Raw genomic sequence first — 26,447 nt, 5'->3', positions numbered from 1 at the left:
AGTCTGAGACATTAGTAGAGGCAGCAATTTAGTATTGAAAAAACGAATTGAGAAAGGCAACAATCCAACGGATCGTTGCCTTTACTCAACTAAAAGAGCAGAATACTTTTAAAAAAAGTGAGCTTATCATAATCTATTTATCATAAATGATTTTGTTGAAATCGGTACAGGTACGTAAAAAGTCAATGGGTGGGCCGACACATGCTCTACCACTTAAGATAAGTCTAAAATGACCATGAGCAATGTCTCCAAATTGTCCAGTCAAAGTCAATTCTAGAACGAATAAACCAAATTCTCCGCCTATGCTAAATGTTGGATTCTTCAAACTTATCGTTCCGGATGAAATAGATGCCCCGAATATTCTCACAGTAATTTTAATACTTGGTTCACTGGGATCAACATCTAAGTCTAGACCTAACCCATCGATCAATCGTACAGAAAGACAAGTATGACCCGCAGGGCATGAGACAATTGGTGGCTGAATTAAATTATCAACAATACGTTGACTAAGAACAACGTTTCTACTAATTCTTTTAAGTTGTATATTGATCATTCTCAAACTCTTTTTGATCTCGGCCGTATATTTTGTGCACGCTAAGAGACGTTCTATCATTCTTTGATTCACAAGAACATTTTGGTTGATTATTTTTAGTAGTCTTAGGATTCTTTTTAACGCATTTTTATCGAATTGTTTGCGTGAGAGAACGAGTTTAGTTCCAATCGTGTGCTGATTAATGAGAACTCTACGGTTGATAATCCTTAATTGTTTTCTAATCTGCAGTAAGAGCTCTTTTTCATTTCTGGATGTCTGTTTAAATTCAATTATTTTCTTTCTATTAAGAAGAACGGCATTGTTAATAGCTATCAGTTGTTTTTGAATCCTTACTAAACTATCATTATTGGTTCTTTTAACTGTCACTACTAGCACCTCCTTTGCAATACAATAATATATGTGGAATTTCATATTTTGATATAGGACAAACACTCAAATTCTCACCCGATGGAGACCAAAAAAATTCGTTCAGATTAAGATATTTGCAAGGAACGAAAGAATCGCAAATGTGGAAAGATCGAACTGAATTCGCGCGCGAAGTGCAACGAGTAAACAGGGAGTTCCCCCATTCTTATAATCTATTATTCGGGACATTGCGCTGCTCCTGCGGCGTTGCCTATGAGCAAGGATGTTTATTGAAAAAATGATGCTAATAGGAAAGGGCTGCCTTTTGGGTAGCCCTAATTATGTCTATATTAACTCTGTTTACATAAAAAGGAAGTCTGGGATTTAAAGCGAATAGTATATTTTAGTACAATCAAAACGCCTTTAAAATTCATAATGAAAGGATGTTTGCATTGCCACTTACAGAAAAGAAAGTATTGGATTCAAATAATGGGCTGGAATTGCAAGATTTAAGAGAAGAAGAGATAATTAAGGTTTGTTTTAAAGGGGCGACTTTTAAATATAATGATATGAGGGACACTTCAATTGCTCATTCGAATTTTGTGAATTCAAAGTGGAATCATATCTATTTTTCGAATGTAACTATTAATATGATTCAAATGGGAGGAACTATATTTGAGAATATTGTTCGTCCATCAGCGGAAAAAAGTCATTTACTTGAAGAGCCTGGAACTGACAATTGGGTAAACATCGAGCCAGTAATCTTTAAAAACAGTGATTTGAGTACTGCTATATTTGACTCATGTAATCTTACGAACGTGGAACTCAAGAACTGTAATATTAATGGGTTAAGTATTGATGGAATATTGATTAAAGATTTATTAGAACAATATAAGAATAGGAATTAATCGATTGTAACGGACTTGGACGAAAGGCTCTTGATGAAATCGAACGATATGGGTTTTACATTGACTGAAACGATAGTAGAGGAGCCTCCTTCGCAGGAGAGCTCCTCTATTTTTATTAATGTAACTGGCAGTTTACGCTGAACCAACTTCATTAAAAATGCTTAGAGGTAAGTAGGCCGAAACAATCCAGTTAGGCGAATCGACGATTTCGCTAATCTTAAGATCCACAGCAACGGAACACAGGTGATAGGACTCCTCCCGCGTCAGATTGTAGGTTCGCACTAGATGATCGATCATATATCTGATTGACTGCTTTGCTGCCTCCATTAGGTCAGGTTCAATACCAGTCGTAGCAAAATAGCCTTTGGTGTCAGCTTTTGTAAGTGGACTAGGCGTAATAAATTGAGGTGCAGGGATCGTATGGCCCTTGCGGAGCTGAAATCGAAGCGTGACCTGCATAGGTGCCTCGATGCCGGTGATACAGACCTCGCCATCACCTTGAGCAGCATGGCAGTCTCCGGCAGAGAAAAGGGCACCGTTCACGAATACGGGAAGGAAGACGGTGGAGCCTGCCACTAGATGGCGTATGTCCATGTTTCCTCCTGAAGTTCGGGGCGGGGTTGTGTCGTGCGTACCAGGTTCGGCAGGCGCGACACCCATACAGCCGCAGAACGGTTCCAAAGGAATGCGTATACCTGGCTTGAAATCGGAAAAATCTTCCTTCAGGTCCCACAGGGTGATATAATCCGTGAACTCGCCTGGCAAAAGACCACCAACCGGCACACAACGGGTCCATCCCCAACCCTTGTGTTGAAACCTTAGAATTTCCACGGCGATACTGTCTCCCGGCTCTGCACCCTCAATGAAAATGGGGCCTGTTAATGGATGCCCTTTCGTTTCTCGAGGACCAAGCATTTCTTTGACGGGACGATCCGGTCGGATATGGCCGTCCGATGCTTCCCGGCAATCCATAGTAACCATGTCGCCCGGCTTGATCGTTAACCTCGGTTTGAGCGAGTTATCCCAAGTGTGGTGAACTGAAGAATCATCGAGAAAATGGGCAGTCATAATAGCCACCTTATATTGGTTTTTAGTTTATCCTTCTATACATATTTAAAATATACCTCTGTTTATGACTGTTGGTCATATTTAACAAATGTGCAGCATAGTTTGATGTTTTGACGAATATAAAATGTGTTGGAATTTCAGGATTACAGAAGTTGCCCCAGCGTACATTCGACCATCTATATGAATAAATATTACAAAAGGAGCTATTTCGAATGGAATATACAATTATCGAATATGACCCTTCCTATGCGTTACAAACGGTTAAGATGTGGAGAGAGAGCAAGGAACAAGCGATTGGGCAAAAAGCAATACATTCTTTTGAAAATCATGTATTTTTTCTGAATAATATTTTGGTCAAAAATAATAAGGTATATCTTGCAATTGAAGCTTCAGAGGAGCAAGTAGTAGGCATACTAGCTTGTAACGAGAATTGGGTTAATCAGTTATACGTTCATACGAAATATCAAGGGAGAGGATTAGGGTATAGGCTCCTGAACCTCGCCAAACAGCAATCAGAAGGTAGTCTATTTTTATACACCTTTGAAGTCAACAAGAAAGCACAGAAATTTTATGAGAGAAACGGATTTAGGATTGTTGTCAGAGGAAATGACAATGAAGAGCAGCTTGATGATATAAAGTATGAATGGACAAAGCTTTGAAGACATTGTGGACACGTACATTAATCGAGACGCAGAACGAGAGCTCAATAAACAATAAGAGAAGGCTACCGATACCAATGGGTCGGTAGCCTTCTCTGTTAACTGGCAGTAGAGCGTGGAAGTGGCTGGCTACTATGTTGCGCAACACATAGAGAAATATTTAATGAAAGTACAAGATCAGGATGGAGATTAGTACCTTGACACTTTGAAATGTGGTCCTCCATTTCGTTTACACGAATTACTGAACCGTCACACAGATTGTTGTGAGGAAGTTTGCATTGTTGATTGAACTTGACTAAGCATTGTTTGTGCTTGTGCAATTTCAGATGTTGCTTGCTTTAGAGCTTCTTCACAAAGCATTGGATTAGCAGCGGATTGTTCAATTGCTTGACCAATAAGACTTTTGGCAAGTGTTGTTGCAGCTTCTGCTTTCTTTAATTGGTTTGCATCAATTTGTTGTGCCAATTTCGAACCTCCAAGAAAATGTATTTGTCATAAACAACTGTTATATATTTTTCGATTTCTTATGATTTTATGTATGTAAGGAAAAGGGAGTTGTAGGACAATCTAATGACATTCATTTCAAAAAGAACTTCGGTGAATATGCTTTCGTCAATTTCATTTTTGATTGAAAAATGTAATTTTTCTATAATGGTCCAGTTATTTAGAAGATTTGTCAGCGAGTATCATTTCTCTCATCCGATAATCATTATCTCAGAAAAATGGAAAATATGAGCAAATGATTGTTTCGGAACCGCATACAAAACTGATAAGCTGATGAAGCTGTTCGAAATAATTGAGCCCGTTTTGAGCTTTGATGATGAGAGGGGGGACAAAGCGTATTTGAAAGCGGTTTCGAAGGCGTCACAACCAATTAATCGCGGGAGGAATTAAATTGAAAAAACGTGTTGAAAAGGTAACGAGTTTCGTCTTATTGTTTGCAATAGCGCTATCTATATTTGTAAGCGGAATTGGCAATACGGCAGTACATGCTGCTGCTCCTTCATTGGTCAAAAGTGGAGGCTGGAATGAGACGGCCTATGTAGAATGGGCACCTGTAAGTAATGCGACGGGGTATAATGTATTTGTTAAGCCTGCAAGTGCAGCAGATTCTCAATATGTACAAATTGATACGCAATTAATCAGACAATACGCTACATATTGGAGAGCTGATGCTGTAGGGCTTGCAGCTGGAAGTTATGTAATGAAAGTTGAAGCAGTACTGTCAGGTGGTACAACAGAAAGTACGGTTTCTTCTACGATAACAGTAAAGGCACATGACAGATCTGGATTTGCTTTTGCAAATCAATCAACATTTGGCACAGGTTCAGGTGCTTATAATGAAGATGGTACTCTTCCGAGCGGTGCTCAAGTTATTTATATAACATCTGCGACTGCACAAACAGTATCGCTTGATGTGAAAGTCGATAGCGCAGGTACTAAACAAACAGCTGTTGGTTTAGGTGCAATTCTGGCACTAAGACAAAAAGGCTATGATCAAACACCACTTGCAATCAGATTTATTGGAAAAGTTACAGATGCTAACATGGGTTCATCAATTAACAGCGGTGGATTTCTTCAAGTAAAAGGTGCTTCAGCTTATACGCGAATGAATACTACAATTGAAGGTATCGGTAACGATGCTACTGTTTATGGATGGGGATTCCTAATTAGAAATGTCGGTAATGTAGAAGTAAGAAACCTTGGTATTTTGTTATTCCAAGACGATGCCGTTTCAATGGATACAGGCAATGTTAATATTTGGGTACATAATAATGATATTACCTATGGAAAAGCAGGATCAGATGCTGACCAAGTAAAAGGTGATGGTTCAACTGACCTTAAAGGCGCATCAACGTATACTACAATATCTTACAATCACTACTGGGATTCCGGAAAAGCTGCTCTAATCGGTTTGAGTGAATCAACTGAATTCTTTGTAACATTCCATCATAACTGGTTTGACCATTCAGACTCACGTCATCCACGTATAAGAAAAGGAACTATTCATATCTATAATAACTTCTTTGATGGAGTCTCCAAATATGGTACTGGTATTACAACAGCAGGTTCGGCCTTTGTAGAATCAAATTATTACAGACATTCTAAAAATCCAATGTTGATTTCCTTACAAGGTACTGATATTGCAGGTGGGTCAGCAGGTACATTCTCCGGTGAGAATGGTGGTATGATTAAAGCATACGATAATAGTATCGTAGATCTTGTTGGTGGTATTATTTATGCAAATTCCAATGCAGGATCAGCTCCAGCTAATGCCACATCATTTGATGCGTACTTAGCTTCGACAAGAAATGAGACAGTTCCAAGTTCATACAAAGCATTAGTAGGTGGAACAGCTTATAATAACTTTGATACTACGATCGATACGGGAGTAAATGTAGCTGACATTGATAGCGTAAGCACTGTTGAACAAGTTGTTACCGCAGAAGCTGGACGCCTAGGTAATGGAGATTTTACATGGTCATTTAATGATTCAGTTGATGACACATCGTCTGACATTAATTCAGCACTGATGTCTAAAATACAAAGTTACACAACTCAACTTGTATCTGTAGGTGGTAATTCAACACCACCAACGGGTACACCGGCACCAACGGCTACACCAACAACTACACCAGCACCAACGGTTACTCCAGCACCAACGTCTACACCGGGTACATCAATTGTTCATAACTTTACTACAGATGGAAAAACAAGCAGCTTCTTCACTATTGTAGGGAACCTTTCAACAAGTAAGGGAACAGTGGTATATAACGGATTAACACTAACGCAATGTTTAAAAATGGAGAGTTCAACCAATATTGGTTTTACCACAACAACTGCTAAAACATTAACATTAGTGTTTAATCCAGCAAACGGACTTAAAGTCAAGATCGATGGAACCGATTATGCTATGACAAATGGTATCGTCACTGTATCACTTGCGCCTGGGGCACATTCCATTACAAAGACTGATGTTACAAATCTTTATTACATGACACTAGAATAAATAGCATTACGATATACCCATTCACGACGAAATTGAACTTGAAAAACTTCTATGATTAATGAGCAAATACAGAACGAAAGTTGAAGTGACGTCATTAAAGAAGCTGCCGGAACGATCGGCAGCTTCTTTACGGTAACGAGTATTTTGTCGCGGTATTACTTTTTGATAAAATTCACCGTTCAATTTAAGTCTGGGGATAATTGTCAAAAAGGAGTGTAGCTTTAATTGCGGCATTATTAATGACTTTTGAATATATTCGCTTTAGAATTCAAAAACAACAATATATATATGGACCGAGCTGAAGGCCAGGAAAAGTATCGGTGGAAACTTAGGTGTTAGACCTGCGGAGCAGAAAGGGGAGGTACATGAAAATGAAGATCGTCACGGCCACCCCCTCAAGGGATAACAAATACCACGGCCAAGGACCTAGATAATTAAGCAGCGTATCATCGGACGGTTTTTCAGCGACGAACAGGTAGTTTCCTCCTGTTATCCAATTTACGGGAACGATTACTGCCAAAAGACCGTTCATAATCAGAAGTACTCTCCAAATCGAACGCCACGTTGGCCGATAGCCATGCACCCAGGTCATATACAAGGCAACCCAAACAATGGCGCCATGACCGATAAAAAAGTAAAAATAAGTGAAGTGGGGAAATCCAGACAGGATGGCCGCTGGTGTCAGCAATGCCTGTATGGCACCGCCGGCGCCTGCAAAGTATAAAAATTCATAAATCCGATAAAATGGAAAAAGCAGTATGACGATGGTCAAGATGTAGCTGATGCTGCATAACTGGAGGGGAAGGGACTGCTCGAAGGAAAACTGCTCAAAATAAAAATACCATCCGTACAGTAAGACTTCAAACACGATGAGGAGCGTGCAAAGTCCAAACCTGATTCTTTTTTTCCAGTCGTCGTGGCGAAGAGAATATCTAAACCGATACAGCAGCAGAATTATAAAAGCTATACCGACTAGGGGGAGAATATGTTGTGGAGTAAACATGGCAAAAGGATACTCTGTTTCCGAAAACCAGTCCATAAAAATATCCTTCCCTTTTATTGGAATGTAAGCTATTATGCGAACTATTTTATCCATACTTGAAATGGTACAAACCTGAATGACAAAAGAAGACGGATCTGTGGAGCTGCGTGATGGTGCCTTTCCATGAATACATCCTTTTACATTTACAAATAATGTAACTAGTACGTGAAGGGAGGCAAAAAATGAACAATCAACGCGCTCAAGAGATTGCAGTTTCACCTACCATGGTTGATGTCACTTATAACGGGACGCCAATCTACATTCAACATGTCGACGAAAAGAATGAAACCGCCAGAATTTATCCTTTGGATCAACCAGAAAACGAGCAAAGTGTGCCTTTAAGCAGTTTAGTCGAAAACTCTCAAATGTTAGAACTTGAAGACATTAAAATGATATGCCCATCGCCAAAAGATTGAAAAGAAGTAAGAAAAATCGGGTAAGGGGGTTCATTAATCACCGCGTAAATCGCGGTTTTTTTGCGTTATGGGAAAAGGTTCTTATCACGGTCAATTAACAAGAAGAAAATAAATTCATGTAGATCAGGCATACTGGAACGGGCCATCCGTATATTCTTGTTATACATCCAGTCCTTCAAGAACCCAGCAGACAGATCATCAGAGGGGCGATTCAACCATGACTGATTATACGGAACGTAACCGCGCGCATTGGAACGCCCGCACCGCCGTTAATGCCGCTAGATACGATATCGCGGGGTTCAAGGCAGGCAAATCCACCCTGACCCCGATAGAACAAGAGGAACTGTGCGATGTGGCGGGTAAGTCGTTGCTGCACCTCCAGTGTCACTTTGGTTTGGATACGCTCTCCTTGGCTCGTCTCGGTGCGCACGTTACCGGGGTAGATTTCTCCGAGGATGCGATTGCGCTCGCCGAGCGTTTGAGCCAGGAAACAGGGCTAGAAGCGCGTTTTCTCTGCTCGGACATCTATGAGCTGCCCAATGTACTCGACGAAACGTTCGATATCATCTTCACGTCAGGCGGTGTCTTGTTTTGGCTATCCGATCTTGGTCGGTGGGCAAAGATCATCGCGCATTTCCTCAAACCAGGCGGTATCTTGTATCTACAGGAGGAGCATCCGTTTCTCAATGTCTTTGATGATACTGCTAATGTGACGGATTTGCACACGCGCTACCCTTACTTTCACACAGAGCAACCACTTCGTATCGAGGGTATCCTGCCATATTCTGATCCAGCGGCCAATCAGCGGAGCGTCGAGTATGTCTGGAGCTACAGTTTCAGCGATATCCTGAATGCCTTGATTGCTGCTGGCCTGCGCTTGGACTATCTCCATGAGTTCTCCCACGGGGGCAACAGACGTTTCCCGTTCATGGCTCAGGGCGAGGACGGACGGTGGCGATGGAACGACTCCGCCAACGATATTCCACTCACGTTCTCGCTGCAGGCCACAAAGGGATAACGTGGGTATCACCTGAAGAGTGAATCTCATTGACAATACAAATTATAAAACTTATAATTTTCAATATATTGGAAATGGCTATGAAGTAGGAATTATACTGTGCTGGGTGCACCCATTATTGTGCTAAGGTATATACATCTTTTATTTGGTGTCTACCTGAGGAGGTCAATATCGTAAGGTATTGGTAAAGTTGGGTGGTAACACGTGAGGATATAACTCTCGTCCCTTTAGGGCGAGAGTTTTTTTGTGTTTTTTAATTGAAGAAAGCTGGAGAGCTGTCACTGGGGAGGATTAATATGGAATGTCTTGTGAGTAAGGGAAGTATTAATTATGAAGTATTTGGAGAAGGACGCCCAATCATTGTATTACATGCAATGGGCACTGATCATCGATCAATGAAGGCATGGCTAGAGCCCATTTTTGGGGTGAGGAAAGAATGGCAGAGAATCTATGTAGACATACCAGCCCATGGAAAAAGCATAATATCTGATCAAGTGAAAGGTACTGAAGATATGCTTGAAATGATTGTTGAATTTATTGAGCAAGTCATTCCTAATCAGAAATTTTCAGTAATCGGAGCATCATTTGGAGGGTATCTAGCACAAGGAATTGTTTATAAAAAAAGAGAGTTTGTCTGTGGCATGTCTTTGATTGCACCTGCTCTTCATCTTCCAGGGATTGAAAGAACCCTACCAGCAAAAGTTGTATATGATGTTGATCAAAGTTTAATTAATGAACTTGATGATGATATTAGCCATGCTTTTCAGATGTTGATGGTGTATCAAAATAAATCAAACTTAATAAAATTCTTAGAAGAGGTTCAGCCTGGACGCATACTTGCTAATCATCAATTTTTAGCATCTGAGTGGAGGAAAGATGGGTATTATTTTAAATTTGATCCCTTTGAAGCTATTGAAGACCTACAACAACCGACACTAATCGTACTAGGTAAGCAAGACGCTATTTGCGGCTTTGAGGATCAATTGAAGCTCTTGGGTAAACTGAGTCATGCTTCGTTTGCAATACTCGATCAAGCAGGACATATGATTCAAATTGAACAAAGGGAGTTATTGATGAATTTGCTGACAGATTGGCTACAGCGAATGGGAAATATGCATAACGGCTAATCGTTAGGACTCAAGTTTGAAAACCTCAGGATCTAATTCAATTAATCAATGAAAAGATTTGATTTTTTCTTGTCAAAGCACAATTAATAAGGAGAATCACAGTGGCAACTGTCTTGAATTCATCAGAAAGTGATCTTCTTTCACGTTTGAAAATAATAAAAGCTAATAATTTCGAAGTTCATGATGAAATAAACCCTTTTTCTCTTGTAGAGGAAGTAGTTAATAATCTTGGCTGCCTCGATCCAGAATTGCGAGACGATTTCGGATATACATTGCTTGCCCATTGGATATACAGACAAAAATTGTTTGCACCACAACAATTACTTTATCTATTATCACGTTTCAATTCAGAGAAAATGTGGTTTAACAATATTGGTGTTGGAGACTCTCCAAGCGTATTTTTGAGAAGTTTTACAAGCTTAGGAATCAACTTGTTGCTTCGTGTTGATGCTATTGAGCCATTTATGAATTGCGATACATGGGAACTCCTACTTATAAATACTGTTGATTACTGTAATCAGGAGAGAGACCTCAGAGGTTATGTAAACGATAATGGTTGGGCACACGCCGCAGCTCATGTTGCTGATGTTTTAAACACTTTTGCTCAGCATCCGCAGTTTACATATAATCATACATTGAAAATTATGACTGCTTTGCGAATGATCATTGATAACTCCCAGACAGTATTTATTCATGAAGAAGACGAAAGGATAGCACAGGTTCTAGTATCACTTTGTGAAAATGGACATTTATCTTTTGAAAAACTTTCCGTCTGGTTTGAGGATGCTCACTGTAATCTTGAAACATATATTGACAGCATGCAAAGAAGAATTACGTGGAAAAACGTCTATCGCTCTTTGCTAGTACAACTTTCCCGCAAAAAACTGTTTAGTTCATTTGAAAATCCCGATAATGAACTAGTACAAGTAGCAATAAAGTTCGAACCATATAGAATGTGATCAGCTTGGATGCCAGCCACAAGTATCTATTTCAATGATCCCGATGGAAATAGTCTTGAACTTATAGCTCTATTGGAGGGTAAACCAAATGTCTATTCAAGAAGGGGGAGCGGATCAGCGTGCAAAAAATAAACCCATTAGAAGCAGCAAAACAATTTGTTTCCCGTTATTTTCCAAATTGCCAAGGAGCGTTATTAGCAGGAAGTGTTGTCAGAGGAGAAGCCACAATAACGTCAGATTTGGATATTGTTGTATTTGATAAGAACCTGATTTCAGCTTATAGGGAATCACTTTTTGAATTTGAATGGGCAATTGAGGTTTTCGTACATAATTTAACCTCTTATAAGGATTTTTTACAATCTGACTATAAAAGAGCGAGACCATCATTACCGAGAATGATCTCGGAGGGGATTGTCCTAATAGATACAGGCATAATTGAATCTATAAAAAGTGAAGCCAATGAGTTATTGGATAGAGGTCCAGAAGCTTGGACGCAAGAAACAATTACTACCAAAAGGTATTTTCTTACTGACGCATTAGATGATTTCATTGGTTCTTCAGATCGAAGTGAAGAAGTTTTTATCGCTAACCACTTAGCAGAGGCTATTCATGAGTTTGTATTAAGAACCAATGGTCATTGGATTGGTGCTTCTAAATGGATTGTTCGTTCATTAAAAAGTTATGATCAACAGTTTACCGAGGTTTTTTTAGAAGCATTCAATGACTTTTATAAAAATGGTGAAAAAGATAAGGTCGTATCACTAGTGGATAACATACTTGAATCGCATGGTGGTAGATTGTTTGCTGGGTTTTCTCTAGGAAAGCAATAAGGGAGAAGATTGATCTATTGAATAGAGACTCAGTTGAGTCTAGAATCCAGGGGGGCAAAGACTTGAATCCAAAATTCAATCATCAAAAATTCGTGGTTAGAAAACAGATCCTTTCTCTGGTTGGCGCTAAAATTGATATTTTCGACATGGATGAAAAGGCAATTTTGTTCTCGAAGATGAAAGCCTTCAAGCTGAAGGAAGACATCCGAATATACGGGGATGAAACAATGCAAAAAGAGTTGATCAGCATTCAAGCGCGAAGCGTCATTGATTTCTCCTCAATCTTCGACGTAGTTGATGTCGAAACCGGGTGTAAGGTAGGTTCATTGCGACGCAAAGGGATGAAGTCGATCTTCAAGGATGAATGGGCGATTCTGAGCCCAAGTGATTCTGAGATCGGATTGATTAAGGAAGATAACGCACTGCTTGCTCTTTTGCGAAGATTCCTGACGAATTTGATTCCTCAGCATTATAACGTGGAGGTGAACGGGACCAAGGTCGCAGAGTTCAAACAAAATTTCAACCCGTTCGTCCAAAAGCTAAACCTCGATTTTTCCGCTGATCACAAAAACAAGCTTGATCGCCGCTTGGGACTCGCCGCCGCGGTGCTACTGATCGCCGTCGAGGGCAATCAGGGATAGCCTAATACTATATTTAACACTGTGGCTCCTCTGCCGATCTGCCATTTGAACGGTTGGCTCGTCTTTTTCTGGTGATCGTTGAATATACTTGTATATTAACAATCGAACATAGGAGGCAAACTAATGGCAGAAGAAAACAAAGTGACAATTAAAGTGAACGATAACGGATCACTTCGGGTGACGGGGCCGGTCGAGTTGGTGGACGCAGAAGGCAACCTGTTCGAGCACAAAGAATCGTTCTCTTTGTGCCGGTGTGGGGAATCGAACAACAAGCCGTTCTGCGATGGCAGGCACAAGTCCATTGGTTTCGAAAGCACGCCGAGAGCAAAGAAGTAGTAAATCATGGCAAGTGGCAACTCGTTCGTGCATGAAGGGTAAAAAAGGTATACGCCCAATATTTACCAATTGAAGCGATTGCCTTACGAAGAAAGAAATTACAGGAGCTGAATTATATCAGCTCTTTTTTTGATTTCATTAAAGTAATGGGTAGATTAGTTAACATGTAATGGGGGCTATTGCTATATAAATGGGAAAAGGAAAAGTATGGGCATTACACGAATAATTTAATGAACTATTTTTATCCCAAGTTAATCATTTACGAGGAGAATGTTGAGTGGAAACACAACGTTGTAGCATTAAAATAACCAATCAAGCTGACTATATTGATCTGAAAAGCTTATATAATGATATTAAAGTATGGGATTATTTGGGCGGTCAAAGAAGTACACAGCAAATCGAGGAGAGAATCACAGAATGGATAAATCCAAAACAAAATTGCCAATATTGGACAGTTAGAGAAATAGTTTCAGGTGCATTTTTAGGATGTATTTTATTAACACCACACTATGATGGAGAATATACTCAAATTTCATATATGTTTCTATCAAGTTATTGGGGTAACGGTTATTCATTTGAGGCAATAAGTCAAGTGTTGTGCCATTCCTTTGAAGATAAAGTATTTAATAAGCTCTTTGCTGAAGCGCAATCCGCAAACACTTCTTCATGTGGCTTATTAAAGAGGCTTGGATTTTATGAATTAATGAGAGTTAATCGCTTTAATGCCGAACAAGTAATTTTTGCTATTGACCACACCAAGCTGAATAATAGAAAGGATGATTAACAATGAGAGAAATACCTTATGTGCAGCCTGACTTGCAGGGATGGCTTGGAAAGTTCAACTTCTTGATTCCCATAAAAGTGCGATACCATGAAACGGATATGACGGGCCATCTCAATAATGTGAGTTATTTTATTTATTTCGAACAAGGACGTATTGATTATTTGGATCATCTCCAGTTGGCGGATGATCTGTTTAACGAAGAGACGGTTGCGGTTGTTGCGGATTTGGAATGTCAGTTTTTAGGGCAAATTCTGATCAGGGATCCTCTAAAGCTCTATGTAAGAATAGCAAAATTGGGTCGCTCCTCCATGGATTTTGAATACGCTATTGTAGAGACGTCCATGAATCAAATAAAAGCAGTAGGCCGAGGCGCCATGGTTCATATCGACAAAAAGAACGGGAAAAGCATGCCCATACCCAACGTTGTCCGGGAAAAAATCATTGCCTTTGAAAGGACAAATCTCAGTAATTAATGCCTTCTCGAATTTATAAGAAGCATTTGAGTATTTGCTTTTTCATGTCTTTCAATATTGTTAAAGCTCAATTATTGAGGTGGAAATGATAAATTTCATTTAGAAAGATAAAAATTACGGAGAACAATTGTCGTTATGGGAGGAGAATGTAGCAAGGAATTTTATGTTTCTCGACTGAATTGACCTTAGCTGAGTCATATTTTCTTTTCATGAATAAAGTGTATAATCAATTTTTCAAAGAAGGGAATGTATGATATGCCGCAAAAACCACGGTCTTTCATATACCATGACGAGAAATACGGATTTATTCTGAATATCCCCCGCTGGTGGAAACCATATTATGTTATCAGAAAACAGAAACACTTGTATGACAGATCGGTTTACTCCGTTGTATTTAAGTTTAGATATAAAGGCAAGATGTACGGCAATATTGTTGATGTTTCGGTGTTCCAGATGACCCGTAAGAAATGGGAGAAGTTCTATCAAGGCAGCTATCTGATATTTCTGGCTGAATCAAATGGTCTAGTGTTTGCCCTTAGTACTCCTGGAGAGCCACCTTCCGAATTTTATAATGACAACGGTGAAAAGATTAAAAAATATGAAGTTCCACTCCGCTTGCTTGAACGAATGATTAACCAAGATGTGCCCCGCATCATAAAGACGTTTCGTATCCTGAGAAAAGTAAGGATAGTCCGTTCGGTCCCACAACTGTACCAGAAGTAGAACTATGGAAAGAAAAATCATTAGCTTGTGTTCAAGAGATATACAGACGGGGAAGTTGATTTTCACATAAATGGCAACGAGGTTGCCAACATGGATCAGCAACCTCGTTGCGCTAGAGTAAACTCAACACATTCAGCCTAATGTATTATATTCCTAGTAAAGATGGTTCAATTACTCAGGAATAACCCAACCTTGAACCAAGTCCAGCATGTCCTGCTTGGCGAGTTCCTTCTGCCCGATGACCGTCGAGCTCAGCGTGTATCGGATCCTGGTGTCTGGCTCGCCAGACACCGGCCGAAACAGGCTGACAACATAAGCCGTATGCTGCTTGCGATCGGGATCATCCGCAAATGTAAACTGTCTTTCCACCATTGAAGCTGGCCCATGCGGTGTTGAGATCGTTTCCTCCGAGACCACAATGTCATCTGGTTGTCGTACAATCACAAGGCCCTTTCTTTCAATGGACATGTACGCTTGCAATGCTAGATTTTTGTAGGTTGCGAGCTTTCCGTCTTCCAGCAAATTTTGTCCATCCGGGGCGACAACATAATGGGTTGGTTTTGTTGTGGGATCAGGTTTTGCATAAAAGGACACTTGAATGCCTGTTATCGACGTATGGATATAAACGTCTAACGTTGAAAGAGAGAGATGGTTCGATCTACTGTAATCAAGTTCGGGGTCGCCCATTCTGAGTTCCCAATCTTGTACCTGGGCTTGATCTCGTACGAGAATCTTCATCTCATCTACTAAGGTATTACTGGTCAGGCTTCCTTCATTCTCACCTAGAAGGCTGATCAAGGAGCTTCGAAGCTTGTTGATGTAGTAGTCATCGAATTGCACGGTTTTCTGCTGGTTGCCCCAAAAGCGGTGAATGTTCAACTGCATCGCTTTATTCTGGGAGTGATCGAGCTCCTCGAAAACCTCATATTCGAAAGGTTTGTCGAAATAGGGGAGACCCGTTGACTGTAAACTCATATCGTACGTGCCAAACGTGATTAAGACTGCAGCATTTCCCTTTCGACTATAGGACAAGCTTAGTTTCTCTCGATCTGGATCATACAAGCTGTTCGCGATAGCATAGACATGCTCATTCATATGCGGATTGTACTTCTCTTTAAGGCGGACTCGATAGGAAGGATCCTCGGGACCCACTTTATTATTGGTGAACACGACACTTCCTTTGTCGACCTCGTATGTAAAATAAAGGATGGGACCGGATTGTCCATTGCTGGTCTGATATCCCTTCAATTTCTCGCCAGGGAGACTGTTTAGCTCCGATGGATCCGAAGGGGTGCTTGGTCGTACTTTCACCGTCGTCCAACCTTTTTCTTGAAGTCCTTTGACGAAAGTTAACGCTTCCGCCCGGGTCAAATTCTCTTCCCCTCGATATCCATACACTGTGATCCCTGAGTATTCTGTATTGATTTTACCTTGAGCATAGCCCTTCTGAAGCAAATACCTTACGGCTTCCGGACCTGTATAATGTTTGCCGTCTGCACCCGACACCAACTCGGCTACCTTTGTCCTGCTGATGGGCTTGTTCCGATCCTCAATCTGAATGGCTCCTCTAACAGGCATGTTGTAATCCTGTGCAGTCTCGTAGTAGGGGGCGGACCAATCTACTCCGGGATCAACGTTCACCTGCGCACCGAAGCTTCGAAGAAACAAAGTCACAAACTCCGCTTCCGTCATAGTTCGATCGGGCTGGAACGTCATATCAGCGTAACCGTTTACTAACGCTTTCTCTGCTCCCCACGTAATGGCTGTCTCTGCCCAATGGCCTGCCGTATCCGTAAATTCGGCATTGGCATGGCCAGAGCTAATTCCAGTCGAAATTAATAGGCATAGTCCAAATCCTAAAGTTAATCGGTGTGCTGTTCTCTTACTCATTAGAATCCATCCTCAATTGGTTAGTATGTAAATAAATGTAACAATACAATACTAAAACTGTATTTCATTATTCTAATTATTTAAAGAACTATTTTTAATGGTTCTTTGTATCTATATTTCCATCGGCATATGACTGTGCGCGAGCCTGTGCGGATGTTTTCAGAAGTTGAGGGTTATTTAAAAAGAGGCAATAATGCAGTGACGGAGTTCGACTCGAACCATGATTTTGTTGTGACCAATGATAGCGGAAAATCAAAAAAGAACCTGAGTAGCCTACTCAGGTTCTTTTATATTGCATATAAACTGACACGATGATATAATCAGACTACGACTTTGTATAAAAATAGAAAATAGTTAATCTATCTTACAATTTAATTGTACCATGCCGGGTAAACTCTTGTCAAATGGTTTTTCTCAATTTAATGGATCGGAGTGATTTTGAATGAGTTCTTTGATTCTCGGTTTTCAGGAAATGGAAAAAACGCAGCTTTTGCTGGTTGGTGGAAAAGGGTTAAATTTAGGGGAATTATCAAAAATTGAAGGCATACAAGTACCAGAAGGATTTTGTGTTACAACTGTGGGATATCAAAAAGTCATCGAACAAAACGAAACGTATCATGCTTTGTTGGATCGACTTACAATGCTAAAAGTAGAAGATCGAGATCAAATTGGTGAAATCAGCAGGAAGATTCGACAAATGATTGCTGAAGTAGAAATTCCTTCCGATGTTGTGAAAGCAGTTACTCACTATCTCTCCCAGTATGGTGATGAACATGCTTATGCAGTGCGTTCTAGTGCGACTGCTGAAGACTTACCACATGCCTCTTTTGCTGGTCAACAAGACACCTATTTAAATATTATCGGCGTCGACGCCATCTTGCAGCATATCAGCAAATGTTGGGCTTCCCTATTTACGGATCGCGCGGTAATCTACCGTATGCAAAATGGATTTGACCACAGTCAAGTTTATTTATCCGTCATCGTTCAAAGGATGGTATTCCCACAGGCTTCAGGAATTTTATTTACCGCGGATCCAATTACTTCCAACCGAAAATTGCTATCCATCGATGCCAGTTTTGGACTTGGAGAAGCGCTGGTCTCTGGTTTGGTATCTGCCGATAGTTATCAAGTACAGGATGGGGAAATCGTCAATAAGAGGATAGCAACAAAAAAATTGGCTATCTATGGACGAAAAGAAGGCGGAACAGAGACACAGCAGATCGATCCTGATCATCAAAAGACTCAAACACTTACTGAACAACAAATTTTAGAACTGGCGCGCATAGGAAGACAGATCGAAGCTTATTTTGGTAGCCCACAAGATATCGAATGGTGTTTGGCCCACGATACATTTTATATTGTCCAGAGTCGTCCAATCACGACTTTATACCCCATCCCTGAAGCGAATGATCAAGAAAATCACGTCTATCTGTCTGTCGGGCATCAACAAATGATGACAGATCCCATAAAACCATTGGGATTGTCTTTTTACCTGTTAATTACTCCTGCACCTATGCGTAAAGCCGGTGGGAGGTTGTTTGTTGATGTTGCACCTAGGCTGGCTACACCTGTCGGCCGGGAAACTTTATTAAATGCCCTGGGATCCGATCCGCTCATAAAAGGCGCACTCATGACCATCGTAGCGAGAGAGGATTTTATAAAATCGTCACCTGTTGATGATAAACAAATACCTAGTTCCATTAAAAGCAATGAAGAAATATCGTCTTGGGATTTTCAAGCACGAATCGAAAATGATCCGACAATCGTTTCTGATTTGATTAAGCGTAGTCAAACATCGATAGAAGAGCTAAAACAAAACATCCAAGCGAAATCGGGATCGGATTTGTTTGATTTTATTCTAGAAGATCTCCAGCAATTAAAGAAAATTTTATTTGACCCACAAAGTTCGGCTGTGTTTATGACTGCTATGGATGCTTCTTCATGGATCAATGACAAAATGAATGAGTGGTTAGGCGAAAAAAATGTAGCCGATACGCTTTCTCAATCTGTACTGGGCAATATAACTTCGGAAATGGGTCTGGCGCTATTGGATGTCGCGGATGTGATCCGTCCTTATCCAGAAGTAATTGATTATTTACAACATGTAAAAGACGATAACTTTTTGGATGAACTGATTAAATTTGATGGAGGACAGGAAACCCAAGACGCTATCTATGCTTATCTCCATAAATACGGAATGCGATGTGCCGGAGAAATCGATATGACTAAAATGCGATGGAGTGAAAAACCAATTACACTTGTCCCGATGATTCTGGGTAACATCAAAAACTTTGAGCCTAATGCTGGCAAACGGAAATTTGAGAAAGGGCGGCTGGAAGCTTTAGAAAAAGAACAAGAGTTATTAGAACGATTGAAACAATTACCGGATGGTAAACGAAAAGCCAATGAGACAAAACGAGTGATCAGCCTAATCCGAAATTTCATCGGTTATCGTGAATATCCAAAATACGGTATGATTAATCGCTACTTTGTATATAAGCAGGCCTTACTGAAAGAAGCGGAACAACTCGTACAAGGTAGCATAATTCATGAAAAAGAAGATATATTCTATCTCACTTTTGAAGAACTTCACGAAGTCGTACGCACAAATAAACTGGATTATCAGATCATCAGCAAACGAAAAGACGAGTACAAATTCTATGAAAAACTAACTCCCCCACGTGTTATTACGTCTGATGGTGAAATCATTACGGGTGAGTACAAAAGAGAAAATCTCCCAACCGAAGCTATTGTAGGTCTACCTGTTTCTTCTGGAGTGATTGAGGGTCGAGCACGTGTCATCTTATGTATGGAAGATGCCGATCTAGAAGATGGAGATATATTAGTCACCTCCTTTACTGATCCTGGCTGGACACCTTTGTTTGTATCCATTAAAGGACTAGTCACCGAAGTTGGTGGACTGATGACCCATGGAGCAGTTATCGCACGTGAATATGGCTTGCCAGCAGTTGTCGGTGTGGAAAATGCTACCAAACTGATAAAAGATGGGCAACGAATTCGTGTGCATGGAACAGAAGGGTATATTGAAATATTGTAATGTAGGTGATCGCTTGGAAAGTGCCGGTTGGTATGGGCTTGACCCGGTGGGTTATTCGATATTTGGGGACGCCTTGGAGGCGGACAGAATAGAGTCACAAAATGTGCAGGCACCCATTTTTGGGTGCCTTTTTAACTTGCCGTTAGAGATTCTTAATCTAGGTTGTGCCGGAACCTTTACCAGTACCACCGGTTCCGCCAGTGCCTTTACCAGTTCCGCCAGTGCCTTTACCAGTTCCGCCAGTGCCTTTACCGGTTCCGCCAGTGCCTTTACCGGTTCCGCCAGTGCCTTTACCGGTTCCGCCAGTGCCTTTACCGGTTCCGCCAGTGCCTTTACCGGTTCCGCCAGTGCCTTTACCAGTACCACCAGTGCCTTTACCAGTGCCACCAGTGCCTTTACCCGTACCTTTTCCTGTGCCTTTTCCCGTACCTTTTCCTGTGCCTTTTCCTGTGCCTTTTCCTGTGCCTTTACCCGTACCTTTACCTTTACCTTTACCAGTGCCTTTACCAGTACCGCCAGTGCCTTTACCGGTACCACCAGTGCCTTTACCAGTACCGCCAGTGCCTTTACCAGTACCACCACTGCCTTTACCAGTACCACCACTGCCTTTACCAGTACCTCCAGTACCGCCAGTTCCTTTGTTTGACACAGGATTTCGAACTAAGAACTCATCCAGCCCGATATCTTGAGCTTGTTTAATTAAGTCTAATATTTGAGTATCTCCCATAGTGACACCCCATTCGTAAAATTCCTTGAAAATCCAGGTGCTGTATTTTATGTAAAGCGCTTTTTATTTGTTCTAGTCTTAAGTCTAGATTTATTATCAACACCACTTACTTCCTCATATGATATAAAAAAAGCAAGGGAATGATTTAATGGAACATACTGCTATTCCTACTTATCGTATAACAATTGAGCCGAAAGATCTTAAGGTATTAAATAACGATGTATGGAAAGATGACCCTGTTCCTTCCAAATTAATTGTAGACAACATTCCTTATGAGATTGGGATTTCATATCGGGGGGATCATACCCGTAAATTTCGAAAAAAATCCTATAGCATCGACTTTAGGTCATATAAAGAAGAATTTGCTGGGCGTGAGATACACTTAAATGCGGAATACCGAGATCCATCCTTATTACGCAACAAGCTTTCTTTTGATTTTTTCCAGAGCATTGGATGTATTGCTCCAAATAGTAAGCATGTATTTTTAGAATTGAATGGGGAAAAAAAGGGGATTTATCTAGAACTTGAATCAGTGGATGAATTTTTTTTACGAAAAAGAGAACTACCGCAAGGTCCTATTTATTATGCCACGATCTACCATGCAAATTTTTCTTTATTAACACCGAAGCAAAATCCAAAACCTTCACTCCTATCTGGATATTTTCAAAAAATGGGTAGTGAGAAGGATAATCAAGATTTAGAAAGGTTTATTATGAAAATAAATACAATTAACCGAGACCAATTTGGTGAAGCGATAAAAAAGGATATGGATATCAACAATTATTTATTGTGGTTATGCGGAGCAGTTTGTACCCAAAACTACGATGGGTTTATTCATAACTATTCTTTATTTCGAAATGAAGAGACGGGATTATATCAGATGATCCCTTGGGATTATGATGCAACTTGGGGACGAAATTGGAATGGTGAAATAATGGAATATTTTGCTGTTCCAATTGAAGGCTATAATACACTCACTGCACGCCTTTTGGATGTAATGGAAATAAGGCAGCAATACCGTCGTATGATGGAAGAAGTTTTAGAAACGAAATTTACGGTTAAAGCTATAGAACCTATGGTGACAAATCTCCATAAGCAATTAAACCCCTATATTTCTTTGGATCCATTTAAAAAGGAATCCATTGCGCTATTTAATAGTGAGCCGGAATTAATCCTACGCTTCATTGAAAAACGCAACGGCTATCTTCGAAAGCATCTAAAGGATCTTGCATAAAGGAGGGAGTACGCTGAAAAAAATTGAAATGAAAAATACAGGGAAATATGGTAGAGGAGTTTTTGCAACCGAAAATTTTAAAAAAGGTGACTTAATTGAGTCAGCTCCGATTATTGTTGTCTCCAAAGACGAATGGGAAGAAATGAGGGAAAGCATTCTCAAAAACTATGTTTTCCGTTGGGGAGAGGATAAAGCTATAGTTCTAGGATACGGTGTTTTATATAATCACTCTTTTTCACCAAATGGGAGATATTTATCGAATAAAAATAATTTAACCATGGACTTCTATGCCTATAAAGATATTAAAGCGGGTGAAGAGATATTGATTAATTACAATGGAGACCCTAAGGACCAATCTTCATTGTGGTTTAAGGTTATCGATTAATACAAAGTGAAACAGATAGTTTAGTCTTACAAGAAAGGGTCATCCCGCAAAGGATGGCCCTAAATTTTGCCGTTACAGACAGCGCGGTGAACCGTATGTTAGATGTCAGTATAACTAAAGTATCCTTTTTGTCGACCTCATAAAGTTAGTAACTTTTGTACTGCATCTGCTATCCTGTCTTTATCAAAAGGCTTCACAATAAAATCGTTAGCACCTAAGGAAATAGCCTCAATAACAAAAGATTGTTGCCCCATCGCTGATACCATGATTATCTTTGAATCACTTGCGTATTTTTTAATTTCCTTTAAAGCAGTAATACCGTCCATCTGTGGCATTGTAATATCCAACGTAACAAGATCTGGGGAATGTTGAAGAAACATAGATACTGCCTCAAGTCCATTCGATGCTTCAGCAATAATTTCATGACCTAATTCTGTTAAGATGTTCTTTATCATTAATCGCATAAACATAGAATCATCTGCAATCATTAGTCTTGCCATTTAAATTTCACTCCAATGTGTGGGCTTATTTCCCGTTATTATCTATGAACATAAAAATATCCCCTTATAAAGAACAAAGGGGATTGTATCTCTCTCCCTGGGTTCGGTAACTGGCAAGCGTAGCGAAATATCTCGCCTTAGCCCCTTTAGCTTTGCGTCACTAATTTTCATTAGTTTTGCCCTTATCGTACAGAAGAACTAATATCATGTTACTAAAAATTATAACACCTCTATTACTAGTAATAAAGTCCTATATTTAGAGGAAGCGATTATTAACGTTTTAATAACATAAGTCCAAGCCAATATAATAGCCAATTCATATACTGTTACTATCTTGTGATCAAGAGGGTGATAGGGATGGGATTAATATTTAATCGAAATGTTAGAGTTACTTTTTTCTCGGGTTTTAACTTTACTGGAAGAAGTCTAACATTTAGAAGAGGCGTGGCAGTTTCAAATCTGGGATTATTCGGTTTTAACAACATCATCTCCAGTTTTCGGCTAAGAAATGTTTTTTTTCCTAGTCAAGTTACGTTAGTACTGTTTTCAGGGCGCAACTTTACAGGGAATTTTCGGATTTTCCGTGGCAGCCAGAACATTTCAGACTTACGAGCTTTCAACTTTAACAATGTAACCTCGTCGTTTATTCTAGTTGGATTCCGGATAACAACTTCTCAGATTCGTAGCCTTCAACGCACAGGCAGTATGCCAAGCGGCATTTCCGAATTATAGGCTAAAGGGACGCTGAAAAGCGCCCTTTTTTCTTGAAATTTTTTTTTGATTCAAACCTAATAAAAAAAATGTTGCATATAACTACAAAAGAATTTAATATAGTAAAAATTACCATTGGAGTTATGTCAGGTGAGTGACGTTATGGTTCCCCGCATTATTGGGATGGGCGGTTGGGTGAGAGATTATTTAAAAAAAGGAGCTAAACATATGATCGAATTTGAATGTATACATCATGTAAGTATAGCTGTGAGAGACTTAGAAAAAGCTAGGGGATTTTATTCAGAGGTTCTTAAATTACAAGAAATCGAACGTCCACCTTTTAAATCCAAAGGTATATGGTATGCAATTGGGAAACAGCAGCTTCATCTATTAGAACATCCAGAAGCTGAAACATTACGTAGAAGTGGAATTGATTCTGTTGATGGTCATTTTGCTGTTTGGGTTAAAAGCTACAAAAACACAATACAATGGCTTGAAGAATCTGGCATTCCATACGAAGCTAGACCTCAAAGTGTTGCAGGGTTTGCCCAAATATATATTCTTGATGTGGACTGCAATATTATTGAATTTGATGCTGCATATGACTCATAAATAAAAAACGAAGAAGGATAGCTACTTGTGGTGATGTGAGTGGCGTTCCGTAGACGATTCTCCCTCACTGGAGATGAATCGGTTAAAACAGCTGAAATACTTTCAAGAGCCCTTAGTAAAGATCTTGTAATCGATCACAGACTTGTCGAGCAAAACTATGGGGTATATGAAGGAACTTATCGCGACAATGAAAATTTTAAAGAAGCAAAAAGACATTTCCCAAATAAGCTTTCTGGTGGGGAGTCAATTTTAATGGGTAGAACCGCTGCGGAAAGATTCGGTATTATATTTCAGTACATAGAAGCTCAAGCTACTCAGCTTTCGAAAGAGGAACAGAGATCTGCTTCGCGGTCGTTGTTGAAAATTAGGTTGCAAATCCCTCATTTGCCAGAATGGCAGTTGGGGGATCTTTATTGTTTTTAGTACTTGCATGGCGAATACGTGTTCGGTATATAATAACTAATACGAACGTACGTTTTGTTATGGCGGTGGGAAATTTGAGTGTTATAGAGATGGAGGAGCTGAAGATAGATAAAGACAAAATCAACCACGAATGCAGTCGGTATTCATGTAGAATACAAAGTCCGAGGAAATATTTACTTGGCAACGGACAGGGCCGGTAAAATTGGGGGGGCATTATAGATGAGTAAAAACTAGAACTGAATGGTCTATGGGAATCAAGTCGGATGATGCTTCCTCAACATAAAGAGTCCGCAATCAGGGGTCAGAAAGAAAAGCAATACATTCAGCGACAAGCACTCGATGAGCAAGAAATTCATTTCATCTCTGCTACACTTAGCCAATCCCAAATTTACAAAAGAACTGTACAACTCACCATTTATGACAAATACCAGTCACGTACTGTTTCGGGTGTAGTGACGCGCTGCAAGCATGGAGAATTTCGTTTGGACACCGTTGATCCGTGCAGCGGGTTAGAGGATTGGGATTGGATCAGATTTCAAGATGTATTGAAAGCGGAGCTAAGTAAAGAATGGACAGAATGATTAGGGGGAATTTGGATAATGAGGATGGGGTTATCATGTAACGATGAAAATGGTTCAATTCTGTATCAAGCGGAAGTTGAACTTATACAAAGCAATCATTCAAGTTATGCTGAGGCATTTCGAATTCTCTACAAAAGCGATGGACTCAAAGTAGTCGGTTTTATTGTAAAACCTAAAGGGGCAAGATAGGTTTGGCGGTGATGATATTAATGATGTAATCAATCTAATCAAAGTTGCTGATCAATTACCTTATATAGATACAACGAGGAAAGTAATGATAGGACAGTCCAGAGGTGGATTGATGACATACTTAGCAATTAAGAAAAAGTTAGATCTTAAAGGGGCAGTCATTTTAAGTGGTATTACTAATTTGAACGATCTTTATAAAAGCCGTGGAGAATTTATGAAAGATATTCTTGAACGTTTAGTTGGAGACCCTATTATTAACGAGGATGAATACATAAAACGCTCACCTATTAATTGGGTTGATGAAATAAATATTCCGCTCCTAATAATTCATGGAGCCAATGACATGGATGTCCCAGTGCAGCAAGTAAGGGAATTTGTTCAAAAATTAAACGAATTAAACAAGAACTTTAAGTATGTGGAATACCCCGAAACAGATCATCTCCTTAATAACAAATTGGAAGAAATTAAGGGGGAAATCATTCGTTTTTTTTAGTAACCAATTATAATCATATCAATATTGGAACGAATTCATCTAAAATCAATTATGTTATTAATAGGATCCAAACATTATCATAATCTCATCCATAATAATCCAAAGGGTGAGAAAATTGAGCGTTAACTGGCATGAGTCTTATTTAGGCAAAGTTCGCAAAGTTATTGGTACACAAAAGATTATCGTTAACTCAGTACGGGCGATCCTACTTAATGATCTTGGCCAAGCCTTGTTTATAAAGCGTCGCGGCGATAAACAGTGGGGTATGCCTGCAGGGGCCATGGAATTAGATGAATCAGTATTTGATGCCCTAAAGCGAGAAGTTAAAGAAGAGACGGGACTTAACGTTCATAAGGCTACATTAATAGCAATTTACTCTTCCCCTACAACACAAACATTCACAGACCGATGGGGGAATGAACATCATGTGATAGAATATTTATTTAGAGTGGATCAGTGGAATGGAGTGCTTGAAAAAGTGACAGATGAAAGCGTAGACGCTGATTTTTTCCCATTAGATATTCTACCTGAAACATCAAGTGAGCATTTTGCAAATCATCACAAAAGAGTATTTAGGGATTTTGAAAATTTTGATGGAGAATTAATATTGGAATAGTAATCGCAATGCGCTAACACAGAACGAGAGTTAAGAAATTGTTACATGATTGAAATCTTATATTCATCTTGCATTACTCATTCGGGATTATAATAAAACTCGACCCCCTTTAAAATATAAACTTAGACCCTCAGCC

General features: G+C 39.8%; 28 protein-coding genes, 1 pseudogene and 1 riboswitch. Of the genes and pseudogenes, 22 read left to right on the top strand and 7 right to left on the bottom strand.

Translation table 11 applies throughout. From position 1 onward, the window contains the following. Window positions 1–133: 133 nt before the first annotated feature. Entirely contained in the window at window positions 134–919 is a 786-nt protein-coding gene (locus tag AC58QC_RS16030) for a hypothetical protein (RefSeq protein ID WP_497416117.1), read from the bottom strand. Between the two features lie 431 nt (window positions 920–1,350). Between AC58QC_RS16030 and AC58QC_RS16025 the strand changes: the two genes are divergently transcribed. Then, the gene (locus tag AC58QC_RS16025) at window positions 1,351–1,806 is read left to right on the top strand and encodes a pentapeptide repeat-containing protein (RefSeq protein ID WP_497416116.1); all 456 of its coding nucleotides are present in this window, start codon (window positions 1,351–1,353) and stop codon (window positions 1,804–1,806) included. A gap of 132 nt (window positions 1,807–1,938) precedes the next feature. Here AC58QC_RS16025 and AC58QC_RS16020 read toward each other — a convergent pair whose 3' ends face one another. After that, window positions 1,939–2,874 (bottom strand): acetamidase/formamidase family protein, encoded by a 936-nt coding sequence (locus AC58QC_RS16020; protein WP_497416115.1) that lies wholly within the window; start codon window positions 2,872–2,874, stop codon window positions 1,939–1,941. A 212-nt stretch (window positions 2,875–3,086) separates the two neighbouring features. On the opposite strand from AC58QC_RS16020, the gene AC58QC_RS16015 reads away from it, so the two are divergent. Further along, on the top strand, window positions 3,087–3,533 hold the full coding sequence (locus AC58QC_RS16015) for a GNAT family N-acetyltransferase (protein ID WP_497416114.1): 447 nt from the start codon (window positions 3,087–3,089) through the stop codon (window positions 3,531–3,533). A 249-nt stretch (window positions 3,534–3,782) separates the two neighbouring features. Here AC58QC_RS16015 and AC58QC_RS16010 read toward each other — a convergent pair whose 3' ends face one another. Then, window positions 3,783–3,998 carry a hypothetical protein gene (locus AC58QC_RS16010; protein ID WP_497416113.1) on the bottom strand — a complete coding sequence of 72 codons (216 nt, stop codon included), beginning with the start codon at window positions 3,996–3,998 and terminating at the stop codon, window positions 3,783–3,785. 430 nt (window positions 3,999–4,428) lie between these two features. Between AC58QC_RS16010 and AC58QC_RS16005 the strand changes: the two genes are divergently transcribed. Continuing rightward, complete coding sequence (locus tag AC58QC_RS16005; RefSeq protein ID WP_497416112.1) at window positions 4,429–6,543, top strand: pectate lyase family protein; 2,115 nt, start codon at window positions 4,429–4,431, stop codon at window positions 6,541–6,543. 328 nt (window positions 6,544–6,871) lie between these two features. Here AC58QC_RS16005 and AC58QC_RS16000 read toward each other — a convergent pair whose 3' ends face one another. After that, the gene (locus AC58QC_RS16000; protein ID WP_497416111.1) at window positions 6,872–7,582 is read right to left on the bottom strand and encodes a YwaF family protein; all 711 of its coding nucleotides are present in this window, start codon (window positions 7,580–7,582) and stop codon (window positions 6,872–6,874) included. A 185-nt stretch (window positions 7,583–7,767) separates the two neighbouring features. On the opposite strand from AC58QC_RS16000, the pseudogene AC58QC_RS15995 reads away from it, so the two are divergent. From AC58QC_RS15995 to AC58QC_RS15950, 10 genes and pseudogenes are all read left to right on the top strand, one after another. Further along, window positions 7,768–7,944: pseudogene (locus AC58QC_RS15995) on the top strand (small acid-soluble spore protein H); the annotation flags it as partial. Window positions 7,945–8,218: 274 nt separating this feature from the next. Beyond that, on the top strand, window positions 8,219–9,019 hold the full coding sequence (locus AC58QC_RS15990; protein ID WP_497416110.1) for a class I SAM-dependent methyltransferase: 801 nt from the start codon (window positions 8,219–8,221) through the stop codon (window positions 9,017–9,019). A 296-nt stretch (window positions 9,020–9,315) separates the two neighbouring features. Then, a complete protein-coding gene (locus AC58QC_RS15985; protein ID WP_497416109.1) occupies window positions 9,316–10,146 on the top strand; it encodes an alpha/beta fold hydrolase in 831 nt (276 codons plus the stop codon). A 101-nt stretch (window positions 10,147–10,247) separates the two neighbouring features. Further along, complete coding sequence (locus AC58QC_RS15980) at window positions 10,248–11,105, top strand: DUF2785 domain-containing protein (protein WP_497416108.1); 858 nt, start codon at window positions 10,248–10,250, stop codon at window positions 11,103–11,105. A 119-nt stretch (window positions 11,106–11,224) separates the two neighbouring features. Further along, window positions 11,225–11,935 carry a nucleotidyltransferase domain-containing protein gene (locus tag AC58QC_RS15975; protein WP_497416107.1) on the top strand — a complete coding sequence of 237 codons (711 nt, stop codon included), beginning with the start codon at window positions 11,225–11,227 and terminating at the stop codon, window positions 11,933–11,935. 62 nt (window positions 11,936–11,997) lie between these two features. Next, complete coding sequence (locus tag AC58QC_RS15970) at window positions 11,998–12,576, top strand: LURP-one-related family protein (protein WP_497416106.1); 579 nt, start codon at window positions 11,998–12,000, stop codon at window positions 12,574–12,576. A gap of 123 nt (window positions 12,577–12,699) precedes the next feature. Next, a complete protein-coding gene (locus AC58QC_RS15965) occupies window positions 12,700–12,912 on the top strand; it encodes a CDGSH iron-sulfur domain-containing protein (protein ID WP_497416105.1) in 213 nt (70 codons plus the stop codon). 277 nt (window positions 12,913–13,189) lie between these two features. Then, window positions 13,190–13,696, top strand: coding sequence for a GNAT family N-acetyltransferase (locus AC58QC_RS15960; protein ID WP_497416104.1), 507 nt, complete (start codon window positions 13,190–13,192; stop codon window positions 13,694–13,696). Between the two features lie 2 nt (window positions 13,697–13,698). Further along, a complete protein-coding gene (locus AC58QC_RS15955; protein ID WP_497416103.1) occupies window positions 13,699–14,169 on the top strand; it encodes an acyl-CoA thioesterase in 471 nt (156 codons plus the stop codon). A gap of 255 nt (window positions 14,170–14,424) precedes the next feature. Next, window positions 14,425–14,892 carry a hypothetical protein gene (locus tag AC58QC_RS15950; protein WP_497416102.1) on the top strand — a complete coding sequence of 156 codons (468 nt, stop codon included), beginning with the start codon at window positions 14,425–14,427 and terminating at the stop codon, window positions 14,890–14,892. A 171-nt stretch (window positions 14,893–15,063) separates the two neighbouring features. Here the strand turns inward: AC58QC_RS15950 and AC58QC_RS15945 are convergent, their stop codons facing one another. After that, window positions 15,064–16,782: an S-layer homology domain-containing protein gene (locus AC58QC_RS15945; protein ID WP_497416101.1), complete on the bottom strand. Its 1,719-nt coding sequence runs from the start codon at window positions 16,780–16,782 to the stop codon at window positions 15,064–15,066. Between the two features lie 442 nt (window positions 16,783–17,224). On the opposite strand from AC58QC_RS15945, the gene ppsA reads away from it, so the two are divergent. Further along, window positions 17,225–19,840, top strand: a complete 2,616-nt coding sequence (ppsA, locus tag AC58QC_RS15940) for a phosphoenolpyruvate synthase (protein WP_497416100.1) — start codon at window positions 17,225–17,227, stop codon at window positions 19,838–19,840. A 157-nt stretch (window positions 19,841–19,997) separates the two neighbouring features. On the opposite strand, the gene AC58QC_RS15935 is transcribed toward ppsA, so the two are convergent. Continuing rightward, on the bottom strand, window positions 19,998–20,567 hold the full coding sequence (locus AC58QC_RS15935) for a hypothetical protein (RefSeq protein ID WP_497416099.1): 570 nt from the start codon (window positions 20,565–20,567) through the stop codon (window positions 19,998–20,000). Between the two features lie 148 nt (window positions 20,568–20,715). On the opposite strand from AC58QC_RS15935, the gene AC58QC_RS15930 reads away from it, so the two are divergent. Together AC58QC_RS15930 and AC58QC_RS15925 are read left to right on the top strand one after the other, a co-directional pair. Beyond that, complete coding sequence (locus AC58QC_RS15930; RefSeq protein WP_497416098.1) at window positions 20,716–21,801, top strand: CotH kinase family protein; 1,086 nt, start codon at window positions 20,716–20,718, stop codon at window positions 21,799–21,801. Window positions 21,802–21,829: 28 nt separating this feature from the next. Then, a complete protein-coding gene (locus AC58QC_RS15925) occupies window positions 21,830–22,186 on the top strand; it encodes an SET domain-containing protein (RefSeq protein WP_497416097.1) in 357 nt (118 codons plus the stop codon). Between the two features lie 137 nt (window positions 22,187–22,323). Here AC58QC_RS15925 and AC58QC_RS15920 read toward each other — a convergent pair whose 3' ends face one another. Then, complete coding sequence (locus AC58QC_RS15920; RefSeq protein ID WP_497416096.1) at window positions 22,324–22,686, bottom strand: response regulator; 363 nt, start codon at window positions 22,684–22,686, stop codon at window positions 22,324–22,326. A 102-nt stretch (window positions 22,687–22,788) separates the two neighbouring features. Continuing rightward, window positions 22,789–22,877: riboswitch (cyclic di-GMP riboswitch) on the bottom strand. A 748-nt stretch (window positions 22,878–23,625) separates the two neighbouring features. Between AC58QC_RS15920 and AC58QC_RS15915 the strand changes: the two genes are divergently transcribed. The 6 genes from AC58QC_RS15915 (at window position 23,626) to AC58QC_RS15890 (ending at window position 26,311) form a co-directional block, all read left to right on the top strand. Next, the gene (locus tag AC58QC_RS15915) at window positions 23,626–24,009 is read left to right on the top strand and encodes a VOC family protein (RefSeq protein ID WP_497416167.1); all 384 of its coding nucleotides are present in this window, start codon (window positions 23,626–23,628) and stop codon (window positions 24,007–24,009) included. Between the two features lie 39 nt (window positions 24,010–24,048). Then, on the top strand, window positions 24,049–24,432 hold the full coding sequence (locus AC58QC_RS15910) for a histidine phosphatase family protein (protein ID WP_497416095.1): 384 nt from the start codon (window positions 24,049–24,051) through the stop codon (window positions 24,430–24,432). A gap of 263 nt (window positions 24,433–24,695) precedes the next feature. Then, complete coding sequence (locus AC58QC_RS15905; protein ID WP_497416094.1) at window positions 24,696–25,013, top strand: YolD-like family protein; 318 nt, start codon at window positions 24,696–24,698, stop codon at window positions 25,011–25,013. An 18-nt stretch (window positions 25,014–25,031) separates the two neighbouring features. Next, complete coding sequence (locus AC58QC_RS15900; RefSeq protein WP_497416093.1) at window positions 25,032–25,202, top strand: hypothetical protein; 171 nt, start codon at window positions 25,032–25,034, stop codon at window positions 25,200–25,202. A 16-nt stretch (window positions 25,203–25,218) separates the two neighbouring features. Next, window positions 25,219–25,695 carry an alpha/beta hydrolase family protein gene (locus AC58QC_RS15895; protein WP_497416166.1) on the top strand — a complete coding sequence of 159 codons (477 nt, stop codon included), beginning with the start codon at window positions 25,219–25,221 and terminating at the stop codon, window positions 25,693–25,695. Window positions 25,696–25,810: 115 nt separating this feature from the next. After that, window positions 25,811–26,311, top strand: a complete 501-nt coding sequence (locus AC58QC_RS15890) for an NUDIX domain-containing protein (RefSeq protein ID WP_497416092.1) — start codon at window positions 25,811–25,813, stop codon at window positions 26,309–26,311. Window positions 26,312–26,447 lie beyond the last annotated feature (136 nt).

This window comes from Paenibacillus sp. J22P51 (genome assembly GCF_059692215.1).
Note: the sequence above shows the minus strand (reverse complement) of the source record. Positions and strands in the feature narration are given on the sequence as shown.

Bases quoted from the DNA above. Each gene is read 5' to 3' on its own strand.
- AC58QC_RS16020 (WP_497416115.1), bottom strand. From the start codon at position 2,874: ATGACTGCCCATTTTCTCGATGATTCTTCAGTTCACCACACTTGGGAT.
- AC58QC_RS16015 (WP_497416114.1), top strand. From the start codon at position 3,087: ATGGAATATACAATTATCGAATATGACCCTTCCTATGCGTTACAAACG.
- AC58QC_RS16000 (WP_497416111.1), bottom strand. From the start codon at position 7,582: ATGGACTGGTTTTCGGAAACAGAGTATCCTTTTGCCATGTTTACTCCA.
- AC58QC_RS15990 (WP_497416110.1), top strand. From the start codon at position 8,219: ATGACTGATTATACGGAACGTAACCGCGCGCATTGGAACGCCCGCACC.
- AC58QC_RS15985 (WP_497416109.1), top strand. From the start codon at position 9,316: ATGGAATGTCTTGTGAGTAAGGGAAGTATTAATTATGAAGTATTTGGA.
- AC58QC_RS15965 (WP_497416105.1), top strand. From the start codon at position 12,700: ATGGCAGAAGAAAACAAAGTGACAATTAAAGTGAACGATAACGGATCA.
- AC58QC_RS15955 (WP_497416103.1), top strand. From the start codon at position 13,699: ATGAGAGAAATACCTTATGTGCAGCCTGACTTGCAGGGATGGCTTGGA.
- AC58QC_RS15950 (WP_497416102.1), top strand. From the start codon at position 14,425: ATGCCGCAAAAACCACGGTCTTTCATATACCATGACGAGAAATACGGA.
- AC58QC_RS15945 (WP_497416101.1), bottom strand. From the start codon at position 16,782: ATGAGTAAGAGAACAGCACACCGATTAACTTTAGGATTTGGACTATGC.
- ppsA (WP_497416100.1), top strand. From the start codon at position 17,225: ATGAGTTCTTTGATTCTCGGTTTTCAGGAAATGGAAAAAACGCAGCTT.
- AC58QC_RS15935 (WP_497416099.1), bottom strand. From the start codon at position 20,567: ATGGGAGATACTCAAATATTAGACTTAATTAAACAAGCTCAAGATATC.
- AC58QC_RS15930 (WP_497416098.1), top strand. From the start codon at position 20,716: ATGGAACATACTGCTATTCCTACTTATCGTATAACAATTGAGCCGAAA.
- AC58QC_RS15925 (WP_497416097.1), top strand. From the start codon at position 21,830: ATGAAAAATACAGGGAAATATGGTAGAGGAGTTTTTGCAACCGAAAAT.
- AC58QC_RS15920 (WP_497416096.1), bottom strand. From the start codon at position 22,686: ATGGCAAGACTAATGATTGCAGATGATTCTATGTTTATGCGATTAATG.
- AC58QC_RS15915 (WP_497416167.1), top strand. From the start codon at position 23,626: ATGATCGAATTTGAATGTATACATCATGTAAGTATAGCTGTGAGAGAC.
- AC58QC_RS15905 (WP_497416094.1), top strand. From the start codon at position 24,696: ATGATGCTTCCTCAACATAAAGAGTCCGCAATCAGGGGTCAGAAAGAA.
- AC58QC_RS15900 (WP_497416093.1), top strand. From the start codon at position 25,032: ATGAGGATGGGGTTATCATGTAACGATGAAAATGGTTCAATTCTGTAT.